The organism is Mucilaginibacter sp. OK098 (assembly GCF_900142915.1).
In the GTDB taxonomy this organism is placed as follows: domain Bacteria; phylum Bacteroidota; class Bacteroidia; order Sphingobacteriales; family Sphingobacteriaceae; genus Mucilaginibacter.
The window spans coordinates 19,768-40,284 of record NZ_FRCM01000002.1; the positions used below are offsets into that span (position 1 = coordinate 19,768).

General features: G+C 41.6%; 18 protein-coding genes. 6 read left to right on the plus strand and 12 right to left on the minus strand.

Annotated features, from left to right (window positions below; translation table 11 throughout):
- Positions 1–440 precede the first annotated feature (440 nt).
- Positions 441–785, minus strand: coding sequence for a hypothetical protein (locus tag BUE31_RS07160; protein ID WP_073401814.1), 345 nt, complete (start codon positions 783–785; stop codon positions 441–443).
- On the opposite strand from BUE31_RS07160, the gene BUE31_RS30960 reads away from it, so the two are divergent.
- Positions 784–948 carry a hypothetical protein gene (locus BUE31_RS30960; protein ID WP_159440642.1) on the plus strand — a complete coding sequence of 55 codons (165 nt, stop codon included), beginning with the start codon at positions 784–786 and terminating at the stop codon, positions 946–948. The two genes, BUE31_RS07160 and BUE31_RS30960, sit on opposite strands and share 2 nt — an antisense overlap.
- Before the next feature lie 249 nt (positions 949–1,197).
- On the opposite strand, the gene BUE31_RS07165 is transcribed toward BUE31_RS30960, so the two are convergent.
- From BUE31_RS07165 to BUE31_RS07180, 4 genes are all read right to left on the minus strand, one after another.
- Positions 1,198–1,974 (minus strand): succinate dehydrogenase/fumarate reductase iron-sulfur subunit, encoded by a 777-nt coding sequence (locus BUE31_RS07165; RefSeq protein WP_200801888.1) that lies wholly within the window; start codon positions 1,972–1,974, stop codon positions 1,198–1,200.
- A gap of 84 nt (positions 1,975–2,058) precedes the next feature.
- Positions 2,059–2,631 carry a hypothetical protein gene (locus BUE31_RS07170; protein WP_073401817.1) on the minus strand — a complete coding sequence of 191 codons (573 nt, stop codon included), beginning with the start codon at positions 2,629–2,631 and terminating at the stop codon, positions 2,059–2,061.
- Between the two features lie 23 nt (positions 2,632–2,654).
- Positions 2,655–4,589, minus strand: a complete 1,935-nt coding sequence (locus BUE31_RS07175) for a fumarate reductase/succinate dehydrogenase flavoprotein subunit (protein ID WP_073401818.1) — start codon at positions 4,587–4,589, stop codon at positions 2,655–2,657.
- Positions 4,590–4,661: 72 nt separating this feature from the next.
- Positions 4,662–5,447, minus strand: coding sequence for a succinate dehydrogenase cytochrome b subunit (locus BUE31_RS07180; protein ID WP_073401819.1), 786 nt, complete (start codon positions 5,445–5,447; stop codon positions 4,662–4,664).
- Between the two features lie 290 nt (positions 5,448–5,737).
- Between BUE31_RS07180 and BUE31_RS07185 the strand changes: the two genes are divergently transcribed.
- Positions 5,738–6,874, plus strand: coding sequence for a TlpA family protein disulfide reductase (locus tag BUE31_RS07185; RefSeq protein WP_073401820.1), 1,137 nt, complete (start codon positions 5,738–5,740; stop codon positions 6,872–6,874).
- Here BUE31_RS07185 and pdeM read toward each other — a convergent pair.
- Both pdeM and BUE31_RS07195 read right to left on the minus strand, forming a co-directional pair.
- Positions 6,871–7,536 carry a ligase-associated DNA damage response endonuclease PdeM gene (pdeM, locus tag BUE31_RS07190; protein ID WP_073401821.1) on the minus strand — a complete coding sequence of 222 codons (666 nt, stop codon included), beginning with the start codon at positions 7,534–7,536 and terminating at the stop codon, positions 6,871–6,873. The two genes, BUE31_RS07185 and pdeM, sit on opposite strands and share 4 nt — an antisense overlap.
- A gap of 187 nt (positions 7,537–7,723) precedes the next feature.
- Positions 7,724–8,176, minus strand: coding sequence for a winged helix-turn-helix transcriptional regulator (locus BUE31_RS07195; RefSeq protein ID WP_083619453.1), 453 nt, complete (start codon positions 8,174–8,176; stop codon positions 7,724–7,726).
- 81 nt (positions 8,177–8,257) lie between these two features.
- Here BUE31_RS07195 and BUE31_RS07200 point away from each other — a divergent pair, with 81 nt between their 5' ends.
- Positions 8,258–9,145 carry an NAD(P)H-binding protein gene (locus tag BUE31_RS07200; protein WP_073401822.1) on the plus strand — a complete coding sequence of 296 codons (888 nt, stop codon included), beginning with the start codon at positions 8,258–8,260 and terminating at the stop codon, positions 9,143–9,145.
- Positions 9,146–9,310: 165 nt separating this feature from the next.
- Here the strand turns inward: BUE31_RS07200 and BUE31_RS07205 are convergent, their stop codons facing one another.
- The 3 genes from BUE31_RS07205 to BUE31_RS07220 all read right to left on the minus strand — a co-directional run bounded on the left by BUE31_RS07205 (position 9,311) and on the right by BUE31_RS07220 (position 13,302).
- Positions 9,311–10,201, minus strand: a complete 891-nt coding sequence (locus tag BUE31_RS07205; RefSeq protein WP_073401823.1) for a helix-turn-helix domain-containing protein — start codon at positions 10,199–10,201, stop codon at positions 9,311–9,313.
- Between the two features lie 356 nt (positions 10,202–10,557).
- Positions 10,558–11,376, minus strand: coding sequence for an SDR family oxidoreductase (locus tag BUE31_RS07210; RefSeq protein WP_073401825.1), 819 nt, complete (start codon positions 11,374–11,376; stop codon positions 10,558–10,560).
- A 381-nt stretch (positions 11,377–11,757) separates the two neighbouring features.
- On the minus strand, positions 11,758–13,302 hold the full coding sequence (locus BUE31_RS07220; RefSeq protein WP_143167049.1) for a Do family serine endopeptidase: 1,545 nt from the start codon (positions 13,300–13,302) through the stop codon (positions 11,758–11,760).
- 245 nt (positions 13,303–13,547) lie between these two features.
- Here BUE31_RS07220 and dapF point away from each other — a divergent pair, with 245 nt between their 5' ends.
- Positions 13,548–14,342 (plus strand): diaminopimelate epimerase, encoded by a 795-nt coding sequence (gene dapF, locus BUE31_RS07225; RefSeq protein ID WP_234997768.1) that lies wholly within the window; start codon positions 13,548–13,550, stop codon positions 14,340–14,342.
- Positions 14,343–14,349: 7 nt separating this feature from the next.
- On the opposite strand, the gene BUE31_RS07230 is transcribed toward dapF, so the two are convergent.
- Complete coding sequence (locus BUE31_RS07230; protein ID WP_073401833.1) at positions 14,350–15,411, minus strand: PDDEXK nuclease domain-containing protein; 1,062 nt, start codon at positions 15,409–15,411, stop codon at positions 14,350–14,352.
- Positions 15,412–15,668: 257 nt separating this feature from the next.
- On the opposite strand from BUE31_RS07230, the gene BUE31_RS07235 reads away from it, so the two are divergent.
- Positions 15,669–18,569: a DEAD/DEAH box helicase gene (locus tag BUE31_RS07235; RefSeq protein ID WP_073401835.1), complete on the plus strand. Its 2,901-nt coding sequence runs from the start codon at positions 15,669–15,671 to the stop codon at positions 18,567–18,569.
- A gap of 109 nt (positions 18,570–18,678) precedes the next feature.
- Here BUE31_RS07235 and BUE31_RS07240 read toward each other — a convergent pair whose 3' ends face one another.
- Positions 18,679–19,341, minus strand: coding sequence for a hypothetical protein (locus BUE31_RS07240; RefSeq protein ID WP_073401837.1), 663 nt, complete (start codon positions 19,339–19,341; stop codon positions 18,679–18,681).
- Positions 19,342–19,498: 157 nt separating this feature from the next.
- On the opposite strand from BUE31_RS07240, the gene BUE31_RS07245 reads away from it, so the two are divergent.
- Complete coding sequence (locus BUE31_RS07245; RefSeq protein WP_073401839.1) at positions 19,499–20,350, plus strand: dienelactone hydrolase family protein; 852 nt, start codon at positions 19,499–19,501, stop codon at positions 20,348–20,350.
- Positions 20,351–20,517 lie beyond the last annotated feature (167 nt).

Genomic DNA, 20,517 nt, shown 5'->3' on the forward strand with positions numbered 1-20,517 from the left:
TAGCTTAATATGTATTAAAGATATATTTCTTTATAAAATACTGCTCCCCAAATCATTAAATCCAGTTATAAATCAGCGACTTTCAGTGGTAAAAAAGCTAATTAAAGTAAATGATTTATAATACCTGTTTAACAAAAGGTTAGTTATCCTTTTTATAATGATACGTAGAAAGCGACGCATTGGTTTCATTTTAAGCAAATAATTTGAAATTATTAGTTAATTATTTGTCAAAACAACAATAATAAAATTTTATGCGTACCACGGCCATTTCCTTATCGCCGGAATGTCGTTAAAGCGCATTGCTTTGAGGCAGGTCATCTGGTATGCAAACGGGCGATCTTATTTTATAGATTACAAAATAAATATGGCATAGCATCCCCGAAGAGGGTATTCTTTCAAAAATACACGGCTATAACACCAATAAAGGCTAACTGATAATTTTACTTAGCCAATACCGCAACAACTTCCGGTCCAGGTTTCTGTGTGTAAACAACCGTACCGTTAAAAGTTACCGAACTAAGATAGGTAGTTGAGCAGCAGCCACCTGTTGTTGTACGTTTAAACAGCAAAATATCCTGCGGCTTATCAGCAATGTTCATCGTCACCGTATCAACCTGGTGTACCGCGTTAATACGAGCATTAAAATCCTTATTTGAAGTATCAATATATAAATAGGCGGTATCAATATGGCCGTTTAAAATATGGTGAACTTTTAGCTGACTGGTTGCATACTGTGCTGCGCTGCCAAAAAACAGGTCTTTGCCAGTCGCTTTATCCACTACCATGAAAGTTATATTTGGCGGCATCTGCAAAGCTAAAGGGCAGGGAGTGCACTTGCTGGTACTGTGTGAGTTGCAGCTTGCTATAAATATTAAGCAGGTTCCTACAAATATTAAAACTGTGATGATGCAGGCAAGTATATGGTTTATCGATTTCAAGATCTTATAAATTTAGGGTTGCTTAATAGATTACGGATTAAATAGCAGTAATGTAACAGGGAATATAAAATACCGAAAAAGGCACCCACACTAACAATGCCCGTCACCTGTCTTAATTCGTGAAATTCGTTTTAATTCGTAAAAATTTGTGTCTTTTCAATTCGTGAAATTCGCCTCAACTCCTGAAAATTCGTGCCATTCAATAAAAAAGGCCTTGAAATTTCTCTCAAAGCCTTTACAGATTAAACATTGTTATATTTTATTCGCCTGATGCATGCTCGTGCGTAGCTTCCTCGCGGAACAGCTTGGCGCTGAAGTAATCGTTATTCATGCGACTGATGTTGGTCATCTTTATTTCCTTAGGGCATTCAGCTTCGCATGCGCCGGTATTGGTACAGTTACCAAAGCCTTCTTCGTCCATTTGGGCAACCATAGCCTGTACGCGGCTGTAACGCTCTGTTTGCCCCTGCGGCAGCAGCCCAAGCTGGGTTACCTTAGCCGATACAAACAACATGGCTGATGCATTTTTACATGCAGCAACGCAAGCGCCACACCCAATGCAGGTGGCTGAGTTAAATGCCTCGTCGGCAATTACTTTAGGGATCGGAATGGCATTGGCGTCAATAGTAACCCCTGTATTTACCGAAACAAAACCACCGGCCTGCTGGATCCTGTCGAATGCCGAGCGGTCAACCGCCAAATCTTTAACAACCGGGAAAGCAGCAGCGCGCCATGGCTCAATCACAATGATCTCGCCATCATGAAAGGTACGCATATGCAGCTGGCAGGTAGTGATCGCATTTTTAGGCCCATGTGGATGGCCGTTGATATATAGCGAGCACATTCCGCAGATCCCTTCGCGGCAATCATGGTCAAAATGGATCGGCTCGTCACCTTTAAGGATCAGACTTTCATTAACCACATCCAGCATTTCAAGGAATGACATATCAGGCGAAATTCCTTCCGCTTTATAGGTCACAAAAGCGCCTTTTGTATCAGCATTTTTTTGTCGCCAAACCTTGAGTGTAAGGTTCATATTATTATGTTCCATTTTGAAATATTTGAATTCCTAAAATTTATTGTATTGTTATAATTATTTGATTTTTTAAGAGATAACCTCTTACTTTTCTCCATAATGCTCACAATACGTATTTGTATTTTCTACACTAAACCCCTCTTCTAAATCTATATCGTTTTTGCTTTTATTTCCCCAGGCAAATACTTTTTCAAAAAAGGGTAGCCATTTACTACTTTTTATTTGTTGGTAAAAATACACTTCGTGTTCTTTTTCCTTTAAACTCATTTCGAACAAAACTTCGTCATGCGCTGCTATGTTCAATGCGTTAAAAAGTCTTTTCATCCTAATGTATTCGCAAACATTGCCGCTTTCTAAGTTTCCTGCAAAATAGAATGGCATAAACCAACCAATTACATAACAGCTTGCGCTAATTGCTTTGCCGATAAAATAATTTTTTATCTCGTACCATTTTGAAACAGGCACTTGATACTGGTTCATTAATTTTAATACCTCGCTCCGATGATTCCATTCATCTATCTCAATTTGTTTGATAGCTTTCTTTTCCTCCACATTTTTTACCGACCCTGCGTGACCTTGGTAAGCGAAAGCAGCAGCTTTTTCGGCTGAATATGCTTGCTTTAATAAGTTTGTCAGCACAGTATCGTTAAGCAACATGTTTGTTTTTATAAAAAAGCATCTTACTTATAGCTTCTCTGCGTTAGGTGAACAAACTCGAAATCAAGCGTTTCTTTATTCATTACTTCCGGCTGATTATCCCCTTTATATTCCCATGCAGCAACATAAGCAAAATGCTCATCATCACGCAAAGCTTCACCTTCCGGAGTTTGTGATTCCAAACGGAAGTGACCACCACATGATTCTCTGCGTGCAAGAGCATCATCAACCATCAGTTCGCCAAGTTCAAGAAAATCAGCAACGCGGCCTGCTTTTTCCAATGCCGGGTTAACTTCTTCGTTCTCACCTACAACTTTAGCATTTTTCCAAAAATCCGCTCTTAAAGCCTGGATCAATCCTTTTGCTTTGGTTAAACCCTCTTCAGTACGCGCCATGCCACAATATTCCCACATAATGTGGCCAAGATCGCGGTGATATTCATTAACCGTTTTTGTACCTTTTAAAGCAAGCAGTTTATTAATGCGGGCAATAACATCCTGTTTGGTTTGTTCAAAAGCCGGGTGTTTGGTATCAACTGGTTTCGGGCCGATAGTAGCAAGGTAATCACCAAGTGTGTAAGGGATCACAAAATAACCATCAGCAAGTCCCTGCATTAATGCAGATGCCCCCAGGCGGTTTGCACCGTGATCGCTAAAGTTACACTCGCCCAAAGCATATAATCCCGGTACGTTGGTGCTTAAGTTATAATCAACCCAAAGGCCGCCCATGGTATAGTGCACAGCAGGGTATATGCGCATGGGTTGTTTGTAAGGGTCCTCGTCGGTAATTTGATAATACATATCAAACAGGTTACCATATTTGGCAGCCACCGCATCCTTACCCAGGCGATGGATCGCATCGGCAAAGTCAAGGAACACGGCAAAGCCTGAGCCACCTACCCCACGGCCGTCATCTACCATTTCCTTAGCGTTACGTGATGCCACGTCGCGCGGAACAAGGTTCCCGAATGACGGATATTTTCTTTCGAGGAAGTAATCGCGGTCGTCCTCTTTTACCTGGTCGGCGGTTAATTCTTTTTTCCTTAGTTTTTCAGCTACTTCAACAGTTTTGGGCGCCCAAACCCGTCCGTCATTACGTAATGATTCCGACATCAGCGTTAACTTACTCTGATGATCGCCTGAAACAGGGATACATGTAGGGTGAATTTGAGTATAGCATGGGTTTGCGAAGAAAGCACCACGCTTATGTGCACGCCATGCAGCAGTAACGTTTGAGCCTATGGCATTGGTTGAAAGATAAAACACGTTACCATAACCGCCTGTAGCCAGCAATACAGCGTGGCCGCTGTGGGTTTCAACAGCGCCGGTTATCAGGTTCCGGGTAACAATGCCTTTGGCATGCCCGTCAATAGTAACCACATCCAGCATTTCGGTGCGGGTATACATTTTCACCTTACCCAAATGGATCTGGCGGTTAAGGGCCGAGTAAGCTCCTAATAAAAGCTGCTGTCCGGTTTGTCCCCTCGCATAAAATGTACGCGATACCTGCGAACCACCGAATGAGCGGTTATCCAGCAAGCCTCCGTATTCGCGGGCAAAAGGAACACCCTGTGCCACGCATTGGTCAATAATATTTACTGATACTTCGGCAAGGCGGTAAACGTTTCCCTCGCGGGCACGGTAATCTCCTCCTTTAATGGTATCATAAAACAGGCGGTAAACACTATCGCCATCGTTCTGATAATTCTTTGCAGCATTTATCCCACCTTGCGCAGCAATAGAGTGCGCACGGCGCGGACTATCCTGGAAACAAAATGCTTTCACATTATAGCCAAGCTCCGCCAATGATGCCGCTGCTGCGCCACCTGCCAAACCCGTACCTACAACTATTACATCGTATTTACGCTTATTGGCCGGGTTAACCAGCTTTAAGTTAAATTTATGCTTGCTCCATTTTTCGGCTAATGGACCCTCAGGAATTTTAGCATCTAAACCCATGTTTCTTTGTATTTATTTTGAGTGATTGAGTCAACTTAATCAACTCATTCTAACTTAATCTAACCTAATCAACTACTTCCCCAAACTCTGTATATAATATACCACCGGCATTGCCGCAAAGCCTATCGGGATAATTACAGCAAACAGCCATGTACCTATAAAGTAAACTACCGGTGTATACTTGCGATGCACCCATCCCAGTGTACGGAATGCGCTTTGAAAGCCGTGAACCAGGTGAAACGATACCGCAAACATGGCTATCACATAAAATATTACGTAAAGTAAATTGCTGAAGCTATTGGCTACACGCGCATGCAGGTCTTTCACCCTTACTATCTCTATATTATTTTCTGTTGATACTGATTTTTCAAAATTGGGAGATACAGGCACATAATCAACCGATGTTGTTTTATCTGTCGCCAGGTCTGTACGGTATTCTTTATAAGCTACTTTATGGCTGTATTTATAGGCAAACCAAAAATCGCTCATGTGGATCACAATAAACAACAGCAAAATTGAGCCTAGTAACCCCATGTTTTTTGACGACCATGTAGCAGGCGCTTTATTTGTTGACGCGTATGATACCGGCCTTGCCTTACGGTTTTTTATAGTTAAAACCAATGCATAAACCGCATGTACCACAATAGATAGATACAGCAGGTAAGCAATTACCTCGATAGGCGGAAAATGCGTAAGGAAATTGGCGTACATGTTAAAGCCGTAACCATCATCGTCTCTGAACAATAACAGGTTACCGCCCAGGTGTACAATTAAAAAGGTACACAGAAACAAGCCCGTTAAAGCCATTATCAGCTTCTTTCCCAACGATGAGTTAAAGGTTTGTTTAAATTCGCTCATTATATTATCAGATTTATTTGGCAAAAGTATTTATTAAATGCCAAAAGATATAAATGGAAACAGCTTATTAAGTATGAATTAACTATTTAGAAACAATCTAAAATACAATGCTGCTGTTTTATTTTTGCATATAATTTTCCTTCTCATATATTAGCACCCTGAAGCAAGAGTCAGGATTATAAGAGTCAGGAATCAGGATAAAAAATGAACCTGGCAAATAATTTTCTCTACTATTTAATTTTCTTGACTCTTGATTTCTTGACTCTTGATTCTAACTTTATACTTATCTCATGAAATTCCCATATATTATTATACTTGGTTTATTAATAACCGGTTGTACTAAGCAAGCGCACATTGAGTTTACCGGAACCGCAACTGGCATTAAGCATGGTGTTTTTATTGTTAAAACCCTTGGTGACAACGCCATTTTCGGCGAGAATATAAAGGATGGAAAATTCTCAATAGCAAAAAAGATCCTGAACCATCCCGGTTATTATAAAATGAACATAACGGATGCCGACAATCCCGATGAGCATAACCCCTATGAAGTTTACCTGGAGGACGGAACATATGCGATTGAAGCTGAGGCCGGAAAATTATATAAATACCCAAAAATCACTTCGCCATCAAAAATACAGGAGCAGCTCTCGGCATTTTACAGCCTTGCCGATAATATGAGCGTTGAAGCGATGAAACAGGTTAAACAGATAAGTAAGGAGCTTAAAGATAAATATGCTGGTTTATCGCCTGATGCGTATAATAATTTATTGGGTAAACTGCAGCAAAACGAGGCCAAGATCCGCGATGTTGATGCCATTGCGTTTAAACAGTTCCTGAAGCAATACCCGCAAAGCGAGATCAGCATACATATCCTTTCAAAATTAAACTATGAAGGCGATCCGGTTAATTATTACATAATTTTTAAAACGCTTCCCCTTGCAGCACAAAACAGTGAAGAGGGACAGGAGATCGGTAACAAATTAAGCCGCCTTATAAATTTGGTTACCGGCAAAAAAGCTCCGGCCATAGCTGGCAATACTCCCGATGGCAAACCATTTGATGCAAAAAGCATCAATAAAAAGCTGATTGTAATTGATTTTTGGCGGGCAGGCAATGAATTAAGCAGAAAAAACCACGACCAGGTAAAGTCGCTTTTGGCGCAGAGTGAAGTATTGAAAAATGTAGCATTTATAAGTGTTTCGCTTGATTCAAAAGCTGATTGGTGGACCACCGCATTAAAAGATGATCAATTAACCTGGACACAGGTATCTGACCTTAAAGGCGATGACTCGCCAAATGCTGCCAATTGGAACATAACAGAAATACCCACCTATTATTTGTTGGATGGGCAATGGAATATTGTTGTACCAAATATTGGGATCAAGAATATTGATTTTGAGGTATCAGAATATTTGAAAAAGCATTAATCAATAGCCAGTACTTTATCTTTTGCTATCGCGAAGATCCTATCACTTTTATTACTGCGGATGGCTACCCTGCCTGTAAATTGACCGAACGAGGGCAATACAACCTGTCTTGAACCGAAAGCAAAACAAGGCAATGTTATGGTTTGCCGGCCCCTGCCTGTTAACCTTACTCCCGGATGGATATGTCCGCAAAAAACATAGCTATCAGCCTGCTTTAAATCGTTTTCTGTTAAGGGACAATGCAGCATTAAAAACGGACCGATCAGCAACTCATCATGCAGCCGGATGTTTAGCCGGGTGTAGTAACTATCGTCAATAATATCATGATTCCCTCTCACCAGTATGATCTCCAGCTTAGGGAACTGGCTGCGCCAAAGGATAAACCAATCCCAGTCGGCATTTATATCACTATGAAAAAAATCACCCAGGAAAATTATCTTTTCGGGTTGATGTTCAAATACCAGGTCTGACAATACGGCGAGTTCATTCTGTTCCATATCGCGAGGCACGGCAATCCCCGCCTTGCGGAAATGCCCCACCTTACCCAAATGCACATCGGCCGCAATCAAAGCCTTTTCCTGCTGCCAGTAAATAGCTTTTTGCGGTAATAATAAAAGATCCTGGTTTAATAAATTGAAAGCGATTGCGCCATTAGTAAGCATGGGTAAAAGTAATAAAGCTATCTAAGACTTACGAAGTTTTGAAAACTTCGTAAGTCTGTTGGATTATTTGCACATCTTCACATATCTTATTAAAGGCTACCTTATTTCCAACTCTTAACAAGTTCTCTATAATCCAAAATAGTTCTAGTATCCTTACTTTATATACAACAACCTGGTACAGGGTCCCTCATAAAAGCTCATGCGTGAGGCTGGTGGAAACAGGTGTTCCTATAAATGGACTATTATGCCCGGGAAAATCGTTCAAACTCTTATAGCTTATCGCGGGATTTGTATTGCCCTCTTCAATTGCCCAAACCGCCATTGCGTATAAAACAGGTTTCATAGCCAAACCTGATGCGCTTAAACTGTAGGTAACATGCGGGGGGATTACCGGCCTGGCGTTTCTTATCACCAGGTCATCTGCTTCCAGTTGCTTTAGCTGTTGGGTTAATACTTTTTCGGTAATGGTTGGGATTGCTCTTCTTAACTCATTATACCTTTTGCTGCCCGACAATAAATGAAACAAAATAATGGGTTTCCAATACCCACCTATCTTTTCCATAACGTAGGTTACAGGGCACTCCTTAAAAGCGGTTTGCTTATTTTCCTGGATGGTTGAACTTTCTTTCACTTTCGTCATGGCCACATACTACAGGGTAAGTACTTGTACAAAAGTAGGCACAAAAATACCTTTGTGATCAATAAATTTTGAAAATAAACTATGAAAATTACACTCACAGGATCATTAGGCAACATCAGCAAGCCTTTGGCCAAAAAATTAATTAATAACGGGCACCTGGTAACTATTATCAGCAGTAATTCCGATAAAGCTCCGCAAATTGAAGCATTGGGCGCCAAAGCAGCGATAGGCTCAATTACCGACCGCTCATTTTTAACGGAAGCATTCGCCGGGGCCGACCTTGTTTACACTATGGTGCCTCCAAATTTTGGTGCAAACAACCTTTATCAATATATTACAGGCACCGGCCAAAATTATGCAGAAGCAATAAAGCTCTCCGGCGTAACCCGTGTAGTCAACTTAAGCAGCATGGGTGCACACCTTGAATCTGCTCCAACACCCATTGCCGCCGCGGCAGAAGTTGAAAGAACGCTTAACAAGCTGGATAACGTAGCCATAAAACACCTGCGCTGCCCGTTCTTTTTTGTAAACTATTACGGCCTGATAAGCATGATTAAAAACATGGGCATTTTGGGCTCCAATTACCCCGGCGATACCCGGATGCTATTGGTACATCCACAGGATATTGCCGCAGCTGCTGCAGAAGAAATAAGCAATGGTTTTACCGGGAAAAGCATCCGCTATGTAGTAAGCGATCAAAGCACTCCCCAACAGGTTGCCACTGTTTTAGGAACGGCAATTGGCCAGCCAGGTTTAAAATGGGTAGAATTTACGGATGAGCAGGCTTTACAGGGGATCATACAATCTGGTGTGCCCGCAGAAATTGCCAAAAGCTTTGTAGAAACTGGAACTTTTCTGCGCAGCGGACAATTATGGGAAGATTTTGACGCCCAAAGAACGCCGGTAACAGGCATCACAAAACTGGAATACTTTGCAAAAGAGTTTGCTGATAAGTATAAAAATGGTTGATCTTTCTTTGTTCTCGCAGGGCCCTTTCATAATGGGCTCTGCATTATACTTATGATTAGGATAACAGAAGTTTATTTTTCAGCACTCCTTGTCAGAATAACATTTCGAATTCACATCCCACAAACAAACCATCCCCCCAATGACTAATGACACAATGACCAATGACTAATTAACAACCTGTTTTTTATATTGATTAGGGCTAATCCCTACTTCCTTTTTAAACAACCTTGAAAAATAAGGCAGGTTATCAAACCCCAAAGCATAAGCCGTTTCGGCAATATTATTATCTGAGCCTTTAAGCAGGTTCTTTGCTTCCGACATCAGAAATATATGGATCAGCTCAATAGCCGTTTTACCGGTTTCCTGTTTTAACAGATCACTCAAATACCGGGTTGATAAATTAAGCTGGTCGGCCATCATTTTTACTGATGGCAAGCCTTTTTGCGCCAGCAGGCCATTTCCAAAGTACAAATTTAGCGCATCGTTAAACTTTGAAACCAGTTTTCCTGATAGATCTGTACGGTTAATGAACTGCCTTTTATAAAAACGTTGTGAATATTTAAGGATAGAATCAATATGGCCTAACATTATCTCGCGACTGTATTCGTCCTGGTTATTGTTGTATTCTGTTTCAATTTTGCGATATAATTCCCATACTATCTCCTCTTCCCTCGGCGACAAATGCAACGCTTCGCTCGACTCATATTCAAAAAAACCGTATTTTTTGATATCATTGTGCAGCACATGCCCGTTTAAAAAATCCTCGTGAATGAAGATCAAAAAGCCATTTTCTTCAAACTCCAGGTTCTTCAGCTGGATAACCTGCCTCGGCTTCACAAATGACATCGACCCTGAATCATGATCGTATTTAGTTCGCCCATACAAAAACATACCCGACTTTAATTTCTTAAAGCCAATTGCATAAAAGTCACCCGTAAATTCTGTTTCGCCTATCGAGCAGGTTTTATTACATAAAAACAGGCTAAGCATTGGGTTTTCGGGTGGCGGAAATCCGTTTGCACGGTGTAGCTCGGTTAAGCTTTTAAAATGCTTCATGTTAATTTTTTATGATAGAAATACGTATCAAAAATACGTTAAGGATAATTATGCGGAGTAATCTCTCTGTAATACTTTAGGGCCTCCATTGTTAGAGGTGAAGGCCCGGCACTTTTCCTTTTTTTACCTCTTTACGCGCAGCGAAGAGAGGTCGACGGGCGTAGCCTCGTCGGGTGAGTAACCTCTGCGCAATGCGTTTACGCTAATGCATTTGCGTGAATATCGCACACAGATTTACCCGCCCGGTCGACGCTGAACCTATCCCCCCTTCCGTTAAACTGGAAGGAGGGCTAAAAATATGTTAACAAAGACACCTGGAGAATGTGCCAGGCGGCTAAAATACACACAAGCATTATTTACTTCCCATGTGCAGCAGTAGCCACATCGCTCCATTCAGCCCATTCAGATAAACGGCCGGCATAAACTTGCTGTACCCATGGCAAAGCCACTTTACCAAGAAACAATCGCAACGGCGGGTTTTCACTATCAACCAGTTTCAAAACAGCATCAGATGTTGCCTCCGGAACGCCAAAACTATCCTCGGTTAGCCCAGCCTGGAAAGCTGCCCTGATCGGATCATAGATCTCCATTGGTTTTGAATTGATTGCCGAAGCGCCTGCCCAATCTGTCGAAAATCCGTTTGGCTCAATCAATGAAACATTAATGCCAAAGCCTTTAACCTCACTTGCCAAAGTTTCACTTAAGCCTTCAACCGCAAATTTGCTGGCGTTATATAGCCCTAAAATTGGCAATGTTACCAGTCCCAAAACACTTGATACCTGGATAATGTGTCCGCGTCCTTGTTCTCTCATTATTGGCAATACAGCCTGGGTTACCCATAATAAGCCAAACACATTGGTTTCTATCTGGTCACGGGCTTCCTGTTCGCTGGTTTCTTCAATAGTACCGAACAAGCCATAACCTGCATTATTTATCAGCACATCAATAACACCAAAATGCTGGTTTGCTTTATTAACCGCAGTAAAAACCTGCTCGCGGTTGTTTACATCCAGTTGTAATGGAAGGATTGCATCTCCGTAAGTTGCAACCAAATCATTAAGAGTGTCGGTGTTGCGGGCAGTAGCTACTACCTTGTCACCACGTTTTAAAAATGCTTCAGCCCAGATCTTTCCAAATCCGCGGGAAGCGCCTGTTATAAAAATTGTCTTTGCCATTGTTTTAATTGTTAAAATTTATAAAGCAAAGCTATGTGCGCTGACGCAGACGGATTTATACAAAAGTAGGGAAGAATGATACATTTGGGTGGAAGGATATATAATGTTGGGCGTATTGCATACGCCCTTACGGAGATCTGGATAAACTACAAAATGCCGGTTATTACCGTCAAATACCATTTCGGTAGGGGCGTATCGCATACGCCCTTTTGCGCATGCCCTTTTGCACATATACTATTAGGTATACACCCTGGCAAATTCGCAATAAATGGTGTTATAGGGCGTATGCGATACGCCCCTACAATACAACAACCGGGGCAGCACCAAACAAAAAACCCGGCACAAGGCCGGGCTTAAAATTTAATCTTTTTATGGGTTTACTTATCGTACTTCAAAAGGCAATACCAATCTCGATCCGTCAGGATAATACCCGGAGAATACGAGGGTGCTGGTGTTTACGTTTGAAAGCACCCTGTCAATATCTGCAACACTGTTTACAGGTTGTTTATTTACAGATGTTATTACCGACCCTACAGGAATCTCGGCGCTATCAAATACGCCGCCGTCTCTAACCTGGGTTACCACAATACCTGAATGGGTACGAAATTTAGCCTTTTCGGCAGCAGTAAGCGACTTAAAGCTTGCTCCTAGCTTATTGTACAGCTCCTCGGTCGATTTTGATACCGCTACCTTTGGTGCTGGCGCGTCTGCCTTAAGTGTAACGGTAAAGTTTTTCTCATCGTTACCACGCAACGCGGTTACATTGATCTTATTGCCGGGACGTAACCTGCCTACGCGTTCCTGCAGATCAGACGATTCATAAACAGTGTTACCTTCAACTTTGGTAATAATATCGCCTTCTTTTAAACCGGCCTGCTCTGCGCCGCCACCCGGCACCACACCGCTAACATATAAGCCGTAGGTTCTGTCAATCTTTAATTCTTTAGCAGCGTCCTGATCAAGCTCTTTGAAGCTAATCCCTACGTATCCGCGTTTAACTGCGCCAAATTTCTCAATATCGTCCAGCACCTTTTTTGCAAGGTTAATAGGAATAGCAAAACCATATCCTTCATACGATCCGGTGTGTGAAGCGATAGCCGAGTTGATCCCGATCAGCTCGCCATTGGTATTTACCAAAGCACCACCGCTGTTACCCGGGTTTATAGCGGCATCAGTTTGAATAAATGATTCAATTGCCTTGTTTAATTTTGGCTGACGGCTTTGATACTGTGTACGGCCAAATGGATTCTCATCCTGGTTATCCTCACTGCCTATAATGCCTATGCCACGGCCTTTTGCGCTAACAATCCCTGCGGTAACTGTAGAGGTTAACTTAAACGGATTACCAACTGCCAATACCCACTCGCCTACTTTAACGGCGTCTGAGTTACCTAATTTCACAATTGGCAAATCGTGCCCATCAATTTTTATTAGCGCAAGATCTGTGCTGGGGTCAGTACCAACAACCTTGGCGCTGAAGTTGCGGTGATCATTAGTGACAATTTCTATTTTCTCAGCCTTCTCAACTACGTGGTTATTGGTAACTATATACCCGTCAGGCGAGATAATAACTCCAGATCCCGATGCCATTTGCGGCCCCGATGGACGTGAACGCTGACCAAACATATCGCCAAACATTTTCTGCATCTGGCTTTGCTGGTCGTCTGCCTGGCTGGCATAAGTGGTACGGATATAAACAACCGCAGGTGTTACCGCTGCCGCCGCCTGTGTAAAATCAACCTGCCCGGCTGATGACACTGCCGCCGTTGGCGCAGGCGTTAAATGATTGCTTGTTGCATAATATACTTTTTGCTTATCCTCAAAGCTCATGTTATCAGCATACTTATTCTCAATTAATTTGTATGCCCCTAACGCCATGGCCCCGCCAACAAAGGCCGTTAATAGTGTTAAACCAAACTTTTTCATATTGTCTCTCACTTTTCTTTTTATGTTATTTTTTTGTAAAACAAATTTAATACCATATAGACGTTATAACCTACAGTAAGTTATCCGTATTTTTGTTAAAATTTGTTAAATTCAGCATTACAGCTAAAATGTATGAATGTGCAAGTATCCTGATGTGCAGCTGATTCCAAAAAAATCCGCACATTCGTAATCCGCACATCTGCACATCAATTAACAGTAAAGATGCTAAATATTATTCAGCTATTGTGATGATCCATTTTTATAAATACCAGGGAGCCGGGAACGATTTTATTTTGGTTGATAACCGTAACAACAGCATAAATCATCACGATCCGAAGCTGATAGCCCGCTTATGCGACCGCCGTTTCGGTATTGGCGGCGACGGGATGATGTTTTTGCAGAACCTTGAAGGCTATGATTTTGAGATGGTTTATTACAATGCCGACGGGCAGCCAAGCAGCATGTGCGGCAATGGCGGTCGCTGTATTGTTGCCTTTGCCAAACACATCGGAATAATTGACACCGAAACAAACTTTTTGGCAGTTGACGGCCCCCATTATGCCAAAATTTCAGAAAGCGGCGACTGGGTAAGCCTGCAAATGATTGATGTGGAAACCATAAACAGGGATGCTGATGCCTATGTATTAAATACCGGTTCGCCGCATTACATCACCCTTGCCGAAGATCTTAAAGATAAAGATGTTTATACCGAGGGCCATGCCATCCGCAACAATGATACCTACCGCAAAGAAGGCATCAACATCAACTTTGTTGAGCCCACCGCTGATGGCTACTTTGTACGCACCTTTGAACGCGGCGTTGAAGACGAAACCTATGCCTGCGGAACCGGTGTTACAGCCGTTGCCCTCGCCATGGCCAAACACAACCACCAAACCGGCCACATTAATACCCCAATAAAAGTCTTAGGCGGCAACCTCAATATCCGCTTTGATTATAACGGGCAAAAATTTAGCAGCATTTTTTTAGAAGGTCCCGCGGTGAAGGTGTTTGAAGGGGAAGTAAATTTAACTACTACTTAGGTTAATCCTAATTTCCATCTTTACCAATTTCTAATTCGTTTTCTATTTCTTCAATTGTAGGTAAGCTTCCTTTAAGATTTTCAGGAATTGATTGAGTCAATTCATACGCAGCTATCCCCATGGGTTTGTTTATATCCCTTAATGAATACTCTGCTATTACCTTATTGCGCTCTTTGCATATTAAAATGCCAAGTGTTGGATTATCTGTTGTGTGTTTAAGCAAATCATCAACCGCGCTAAGATAAAAATTCAATTTGCTCGCATATTCAGGTATAAACTTTCCGGTTTTTAATTCTATAACTACATAGCTTCTTAGCTTTAAATGGTAAAAAAGCAAGTCTATGTAAAAATCCTCACCACCAATTTCCAAGTGATATTGCCTGCCTACATAACTAAACCCTGCTCCTAATTCTAAAAGAAATTTGGTTATATGATTTACGAGCGCATCTTCAAGGTCCTTCTCAAAATATTCTTCAGATAAATTTAAGAAATCAAATTTATAGGGATCTTTCAACATTTCTTTAGCCAAATCGCTTTGTAGCGTTGGTAAGGCTTGAGTGAAATTACTTATTGCTTTACCCTGGCGCTGATATAATTTGCTTTCAATTTGATGTATTAATACATTCTTACTCCAATTGTTTTCTAAGGTCTTTTTAACATAAAACAATCTTTCTTCGCTAATTTTTGTCCTATCTAATATTGTTATGTTATGCGCCCATGGAATTTGTGCAACCGGTGGTTGCACAATTGAAATATTAGCGTCATCATTTTGTGCAACCACTGGTTGCACAAGTTCAGGATAAGCCTCCGCAAAAGCCCGCATGTATTTCAGATTTCGCGATGAGGTACCCTTCATATCAGGAAACTCTTTGCGCAAATCGTTTGATAATCTTTCAATAACTTTTGTTCCCCAACCTTCTGTGCTTTGTTGCTGTAAAATAATACTCCCGATTTTCCAATACAACATAAGTAAATGTTGATTAACAGAAATAGCTGCCTTTAACCTAACTGTTTCAATTTCGGTTTTTATTTGGGCTATTGTAGCAGCATAGGTATTTTCTAAAGACATGTATTCAACAAATAAATGATAGTAAAATTAGCAAAAACGATGGGGCAACCCAATATTGAGATATTTATTTATAATTCAACATTGCAAAACCAAATATCTCTCCACCCACAAAACCAATGATTTAATGACCAATGACTAATGACTACTCCCATATGTTAACAATTATTTAACAGAAAACATTTCCACTTACTACAAATTCTGATTAGGTTTGAATTTTTTGTTGATGTAGCTTCTATTAATTTTTTATTATAGAAACTATGTTACGTGTCGACAGCAGCAAACCTTGCCAGATAATTTATGCCATTGCAAAGCATGAATACTTGTCGTACGTTATTGAGCCACACATAGTTCAGTTAAATCCAAACGGCGAATTTTCCCTAACCCATCAGCGTTTATTTTCAAATACGGCAAAAGAATTTGCCCATTGCATTGATGAGGTTGATGTTAAGCTGATCAAGATCCTGGAAGAAATGGAACAGGGAAACCTGATCAAAAAATTCTATAAAAAACCGATCCGTCCTTTCGAGTTTTTCACAAAGATCTTTAACGAGCAGCTTTTTGATACCCTTCGCCCCAAAATAGAAAAGCGGATGGCCGAAGCCCTGGCATTGCTAAAGGATAAGCAGCTTTACCAGATGAGCAAAGAAGGCTACCCTGCAGAACGCAAGCTACAGATAGCCCCCGAAGTTGCATCGGTACTATTTCATTTCAGGCGAAACGAGGAGGAGATCAGGTATTTTCCTACCATTAAATACCAGGGACTGCGCATTGAGTTTATGTTTAAAAATGCTGAGATCATTTGCAACCACCCGGCATGGATGCTGCTTGATGATACCTTGTACTTTTTTGAAAAAGAGATTGAAGGCAAAAAGCTGTTCCCGTTTTTAAACAAACGGTACATTGCTATTCCAAAATCGTCAGAACAATCATACTTCGAAAAGTTTGTCGCTCCGCTTATTGAAAAGCATCACGTTTATGCCGAAGGCTTTACCATCAATACCGAAAAATACGACGCCCGCCCGGTTATAAAACCTATATATGTAGAAGGCGGCACATCGCAGCTACAACTTTATTTTAAATATGCCGGCTATATTTTCCCCTACGGGGATGAAAGGCTGATCTCCGTACGCATGGAGCGCAATGGTGACGATTACACTTTCCATCGCATAAAAAGATCTGTTACCTGGGAAAAAAATAAATTCAATCACCTGGAATCGCTCGGTTTAAAAACAGCGTCATCTCTGTTCAAAAACCTGGAGGTTGCTGTAAGTGATGAGGACGCAGACCATTCCTTCTCCGTATTTGAGTGGATCAACCAGCATTACGATGAGCTTATTGAGCAGGGCTTTGAAATTGAGCAGCCGGATTCGGGCAGCCAAAAACGTTATGTATTTGGCACCAGTAAAATTGACCTTGCCGTAAAAGAGAATAACGATTGGTTTGATATCCACGCAATTGTATATTTCGGTACCTACAGCATTCCTTTTATCCAGCTAAAAAACCATATCCTCAACCGCAAAAAAGAATTCTTGTTGCCATCCGGAGAAATTGCCATTATTCCCGAAAAATGGTTCTCGCAATATGGAAACCTGCTTCATTTTACCGAAGGTGGAACCGATTTAAAACTGCGCCGCCACCACATCGGCCTTGTTAACGACCTTGCCGAGGGCGAAATGGCCAGTGTAACCATGACCCGCAAGCTGCAAAAGTTGCTTGATTTTGAAGAGCTGGAAGACATTACCCTGCCGCAAAATTTCGAGGGCAATTTAAGGCCATACCAAAAGGCCGGTTACAACTGGTTCCATTTTTTAAAGAACTACCATTTTGGCGGTTGCCTGGCGGATGATATGGGTTTGGGTAAAACCATCCAAACGCTGGCCCTGTTGCAAAAGCACAAGGAAGATACCGAAGCAGCAGGAGGCAAAGCAACTTCGCTGGTTATTATGCCAACCTCGCTGATCTATAACTGGCTTAACGAGGCTAAAAAATTCACACCTCAGTTAAGGCTGATGGTGCATACCGGCACTTTCCGCTATAAATCGCCGGAGGTGTTTGCCAATTACGATGTGGTGATAACCACCTATGGCATCAGCCGAATTGATATTGAATTAATGAAGGCTTACTTTTTTGATTATGTGATATTGGATGAAAGTCAGAACATTAAAAACCCGTCGTCAAAATCGTTCCAGGCGGTAAAGCAGTTAAAATCGCGCTTTAAGCTGATCCTGAGCGGCACCCCGGTTGAAAACTCAGTTAATGACCTATGGACACAAATGTCGTTCATTAACCCTGGTCTGCTGGGTACCCAGCAGTTCTTCCTGAATGAGTTTGTAACCCCCATCGAAAAGAAAAAAGATGAGGATAAAGCCCGTAAGCTGCAGGCATTAATAAAACCCTTTGTTTTACGGCGTACAAAAGAGCAGGTAGCAACCGAACTGCCGCCAAAAATCGAAAACTTGTTCTATTGCCAGATGAGCGAGGAACAATCGGCAGTTTACGAAAAAGTAAAATCAGAATACCGCAACGAGCTGTTAAAGAGTTTGGAGGACGGCACCTTTGCCAAAACCCAGATCCACGTTTTGCAGGGCTTAATAAAGCTTAGGCAAATTGCTAACCACCCCCTTATGATCGACCAGGATTATGAAGGCGACTCGGGCAAGTTCGAGAACGTGGTGCATACCCTTGCCAACGTGCTCGAAGGCAATCATAAGGTGCTGATATTCTCGCAGTTTGTAAAACAGCTGAACATTTACAGGGAGTATTTTGATACCGAAAAAATCCCCTATGCCTACCTTGACGGCAGCACCCAAAACCGGGGTGATGTGGTAAAACAGTTCCAGGAAGATGAAAAGACCCGTGTATTTTTAATCTCGATAAAGGCGGGAGGTGTGGGCCTTAACCTTACCGAAGCCGATTACGTCTTCATCCTCGACCCATGGTGGAACCCGGCAGTTGAGCAGCAGGCAATAGACCGTACACACCGTATCGGCCAAACCAAGAACGTATTTATCTACAAATTCATCACCAAAGATACCGTTGAAGAAAAGATCCTGGCCCTGCAACAGCGCAAGCTCAGCCTGTCGCGCGCATTGATCACTACCGAAGAAAGCTTTATCAAATCACTTTCTGTTGATGATATTAAGGAGATCCTTGGTTGATTTCGAATTTCGGATGTTCGATTTCGGATTTATTTTTTAATTACCGCCTGTTTTAATCAATGGGTAAAAGAAATAAGTAAATCGGCTTTAGCCGAAGCCAACCTCTTATTTAATTAATCTCCCGGGTCACCTGGTATATCACACTAAGGATCAAAGCTACAACTGAAATATAAAATATAACTGTGCCATGCCACCTGTCCCGCTCTGAATATTCATAAACCCGTTCGCCATTAGGCAAAGTTTTTTTTGATGATTTTAAATACCAGCCAATAAACACCCCTAAAAGGCCGCCCAGCAATGCAAATATATAGCCTATAACTATCCACCCTGTTTGCGATGGTTCAGCAATTTTCAGCTCCTCCATCCTTTTTTCCTCCAGGCTTTCTAATTCTTCATCACTTATCGCTTTCCCCTTTTCAGCAAGCAATTTACGGGCAAGCTGCACATCAAAAGCGCTCCATTCATCTGCTTTTGCAACAACATCTTTTAATTCATCGTCGCTAAAATCAAAAAGGTAGTAATCCTTTTCAACATCGCCAATCTGTTCACTGGCATCCTGTTTCAACAGCTCATTTACCTGTTCAAAATCACCGGCGCTAATCTTCACCGCATACTCCTTTGAAAGTTCATCGTTTAAGTTGAACGACGGATTAAAAGTCAGGGAGTCTTCCTCAACCCGGTAAATAATGCCATGCTCTTCCAACAATTCAGCAAGTTCATTAGCCAGCGCAATGTCATTAAATTTTTGATAGGTTATAAATTCAGGTTCCATGGGATAGATTGCATTTTTAAATCCGTGCAAATTACTGAAAATCAAGTCAGACTTACGAAGTTTTGAAAACTTCGTAAGTCTTTCTCTCAGCTAAAACAAAATTATCCCGATATTGGTTGTCCAAACATTCAACCGAGAAAATCAAAAAAAACATAAAATGAAAAAATTATTACTTCTAACCGCGTTATTATTCTGCGGAGCATTGGCATTCAGCCAAACCAAAAGCAAAGTTGTTTGCTGTAGCAACCCATCGGCCACACAGCAATTTGCTATGCTGGCGTCAAGCAAAAAGTTTGTGGTATTTCACAAAAGCCCCCTGCCTTTGCATTTTCAAAGCAGCATTGGCAAAGCCATTACCTACAAAACAGCAGATGGTAAAACGGCCAGCGCTTATGAGCTGATGGCAAAAAGCCCAACCAGCAATTACCTTTTAGTTGTACATGAATGGTGGGGCCTTAACGACTGGGTTAAAAAAGAATCGGAAAAAATTTATAACGACCTCGGGAATGTAAACGTTATCGATCTTGATCTTTACGATGGAAAAGTAGCTACTACTTCGGCTGACGCAGGCAAATATATGCAAAGCGTAACCGACGACAGGGCAAGAGCTATCATAAACGGCGCCATAGCTTATGTTGGCCCAAAAGCTCATATTACTACAATAGGCTGGTGCTTCGGTGGCGGCTGGAGCTTACAAACCGCTTTGCTTGCCGGCAAACAGACAAAAGGATGCGTAATGTATTACGGTATGCCAGAGCAAGACGTTAAAAAACTAAAAAATTTACATGGCGATGTGCTGGGCAATTTTGCCAATAAAGACGAATGGATAAACAAAAAAGTGGTAGCCAAATTTGAAGCCGACATGAAAACCGCAGGCAAAAAGCTAACCGTTAATGCGTATGATGCTAACCACGGTTTTGCCAACCCCAGCAACCCCGGTTATGACAGCGATGCCACAAAAGCGGCTTACGAAAAAACAATCGCCTTTCTGAAATCGAGAGTGAAGTAAGGGGAAATATCGGATTTCGGATGTTCGATTTCGGATTTAGAAGGATTTTTAGATTGAAAATCGAACATTCAAATTATTGTTTCCCAAATCAAAACAATTCTCAAATCAAAACAAATCCGAAATCGAACATCCGAAACTGCGTAGCACTCTTGAACGCCGTTAAAGAT

Coding starts and splice junctions, on each gene's coding strand:
- pdeM (WP_073401821.1), bottom strand. CDS start 7,536: ATGCTTACTAATGGCGCAATCGCTTTCAATTTATTAAACCAGGATCTT.
- BUE31_RS07195 (WP_083619453.1), bottom strand. CDS start 8,176: ATGACGAAAGTGAAAGAAAGTTCAACCATCCAGGAAAATAAGCAAACC.
- BUE31_RS07170 (WP_073401817.1), bottom strand. CDS start 2,631: ATGTTGCTTAACGATACTGTGCTGACAAACTTATTAAAGCAAGCATAT.
- BUE31_RS07175 (WP_073401818.1), bottom strand. CDS start 4,589: ATGGGTTTAGATGCTAAAATTCCTGAGGGTCCATTAGCCGAAAAATGG.
- BUE31_RS07185 (WP_073401820.1), top strand. CDS start 5,738: ATGAAATTCCCATATATTATTATACTTGGTTTATTAATAACCGGTTGT.
- BUE31_RS07230 (WP_073401833.1), bottom strand. CDS start 15,411: ATGTCTTTAGAAAATACCTATGCTGCTACAATAGCCCAAATAAAAACC.
- BUE31_RS07165 (WP_200801888.1), bottom strand. CDS start 1,974: ATGAACCTTACACTCAAGGTTTGGCGACAAAAAAATGCTGATACAAAA.
- BUE31_RS07245 (WP_073401839.1), top strand. CDS start 19,499: ATGAAAAAATTATTACTTCTAACCGCGTTATTATTCTGCGGAGCATTG.
- BUE31_RS07200 (WP_073401822.1), top strand. CDS start 8,258: ATGAAAATTACACTCACAGGATCATTAGGCAACATCAGCAAGCCTTTG.
- BUE31_RS07205 (WP_073401823.1), bottom strand. CDS start 10,201: ATGAAGCATTTTAAAAGCTTAACCGAGCTACACCGTGCAAACGGATTT.
- BUE31_RS30960 (WP_159440642.1), top strand. CDS start 784: ATGAAAGTTATATTTGGCGGCATCTGCAAAGCTAAAGGGCAGGGAGTG.
- BUE31_RS07240 (WP_073401837.1), bottom strand. CDS start 19,341: ATGGAACCTGAATTTATAACCTATCAAAAATTTAATGACATTGCGCTG.
- BUE31_RS07180 (WP_073401819.1), bottom strand. CDS start 5,447: ATGAGCGAATTTAAACAAACCTTTAACTCATCGTTGGGAAAGAAGCTG.
- BUE31_RS07235 (WP_073401835.1), top strand. CDS start 15,669: ATGTTACGTGTCGACAGCAGCAAACCTTGCCAGATAATTTATGCCATT.
- BUE31_RS07160 (WP_073401814.1), bottom strand. CDS start 785: ATGGTAGTGGATAAAGCGACTGGCAAAGACCTGTTTTTTGGCAGCGCA.
- BUE31_RS07210 (WP_073401825.1), bottom strand. CDS start 11,376: ATGGCAAAGACAATTTTTATAACAGGCGCTTCCCGCGGATTTGGAAAG.
- BUE31_RS07220 (WP_143167049.1), bottom strand. CDS start 13,302: ATGAAAAAGTTTGGTTTAACACTATTAACGGCCTTTGTTGGCGGGGCC.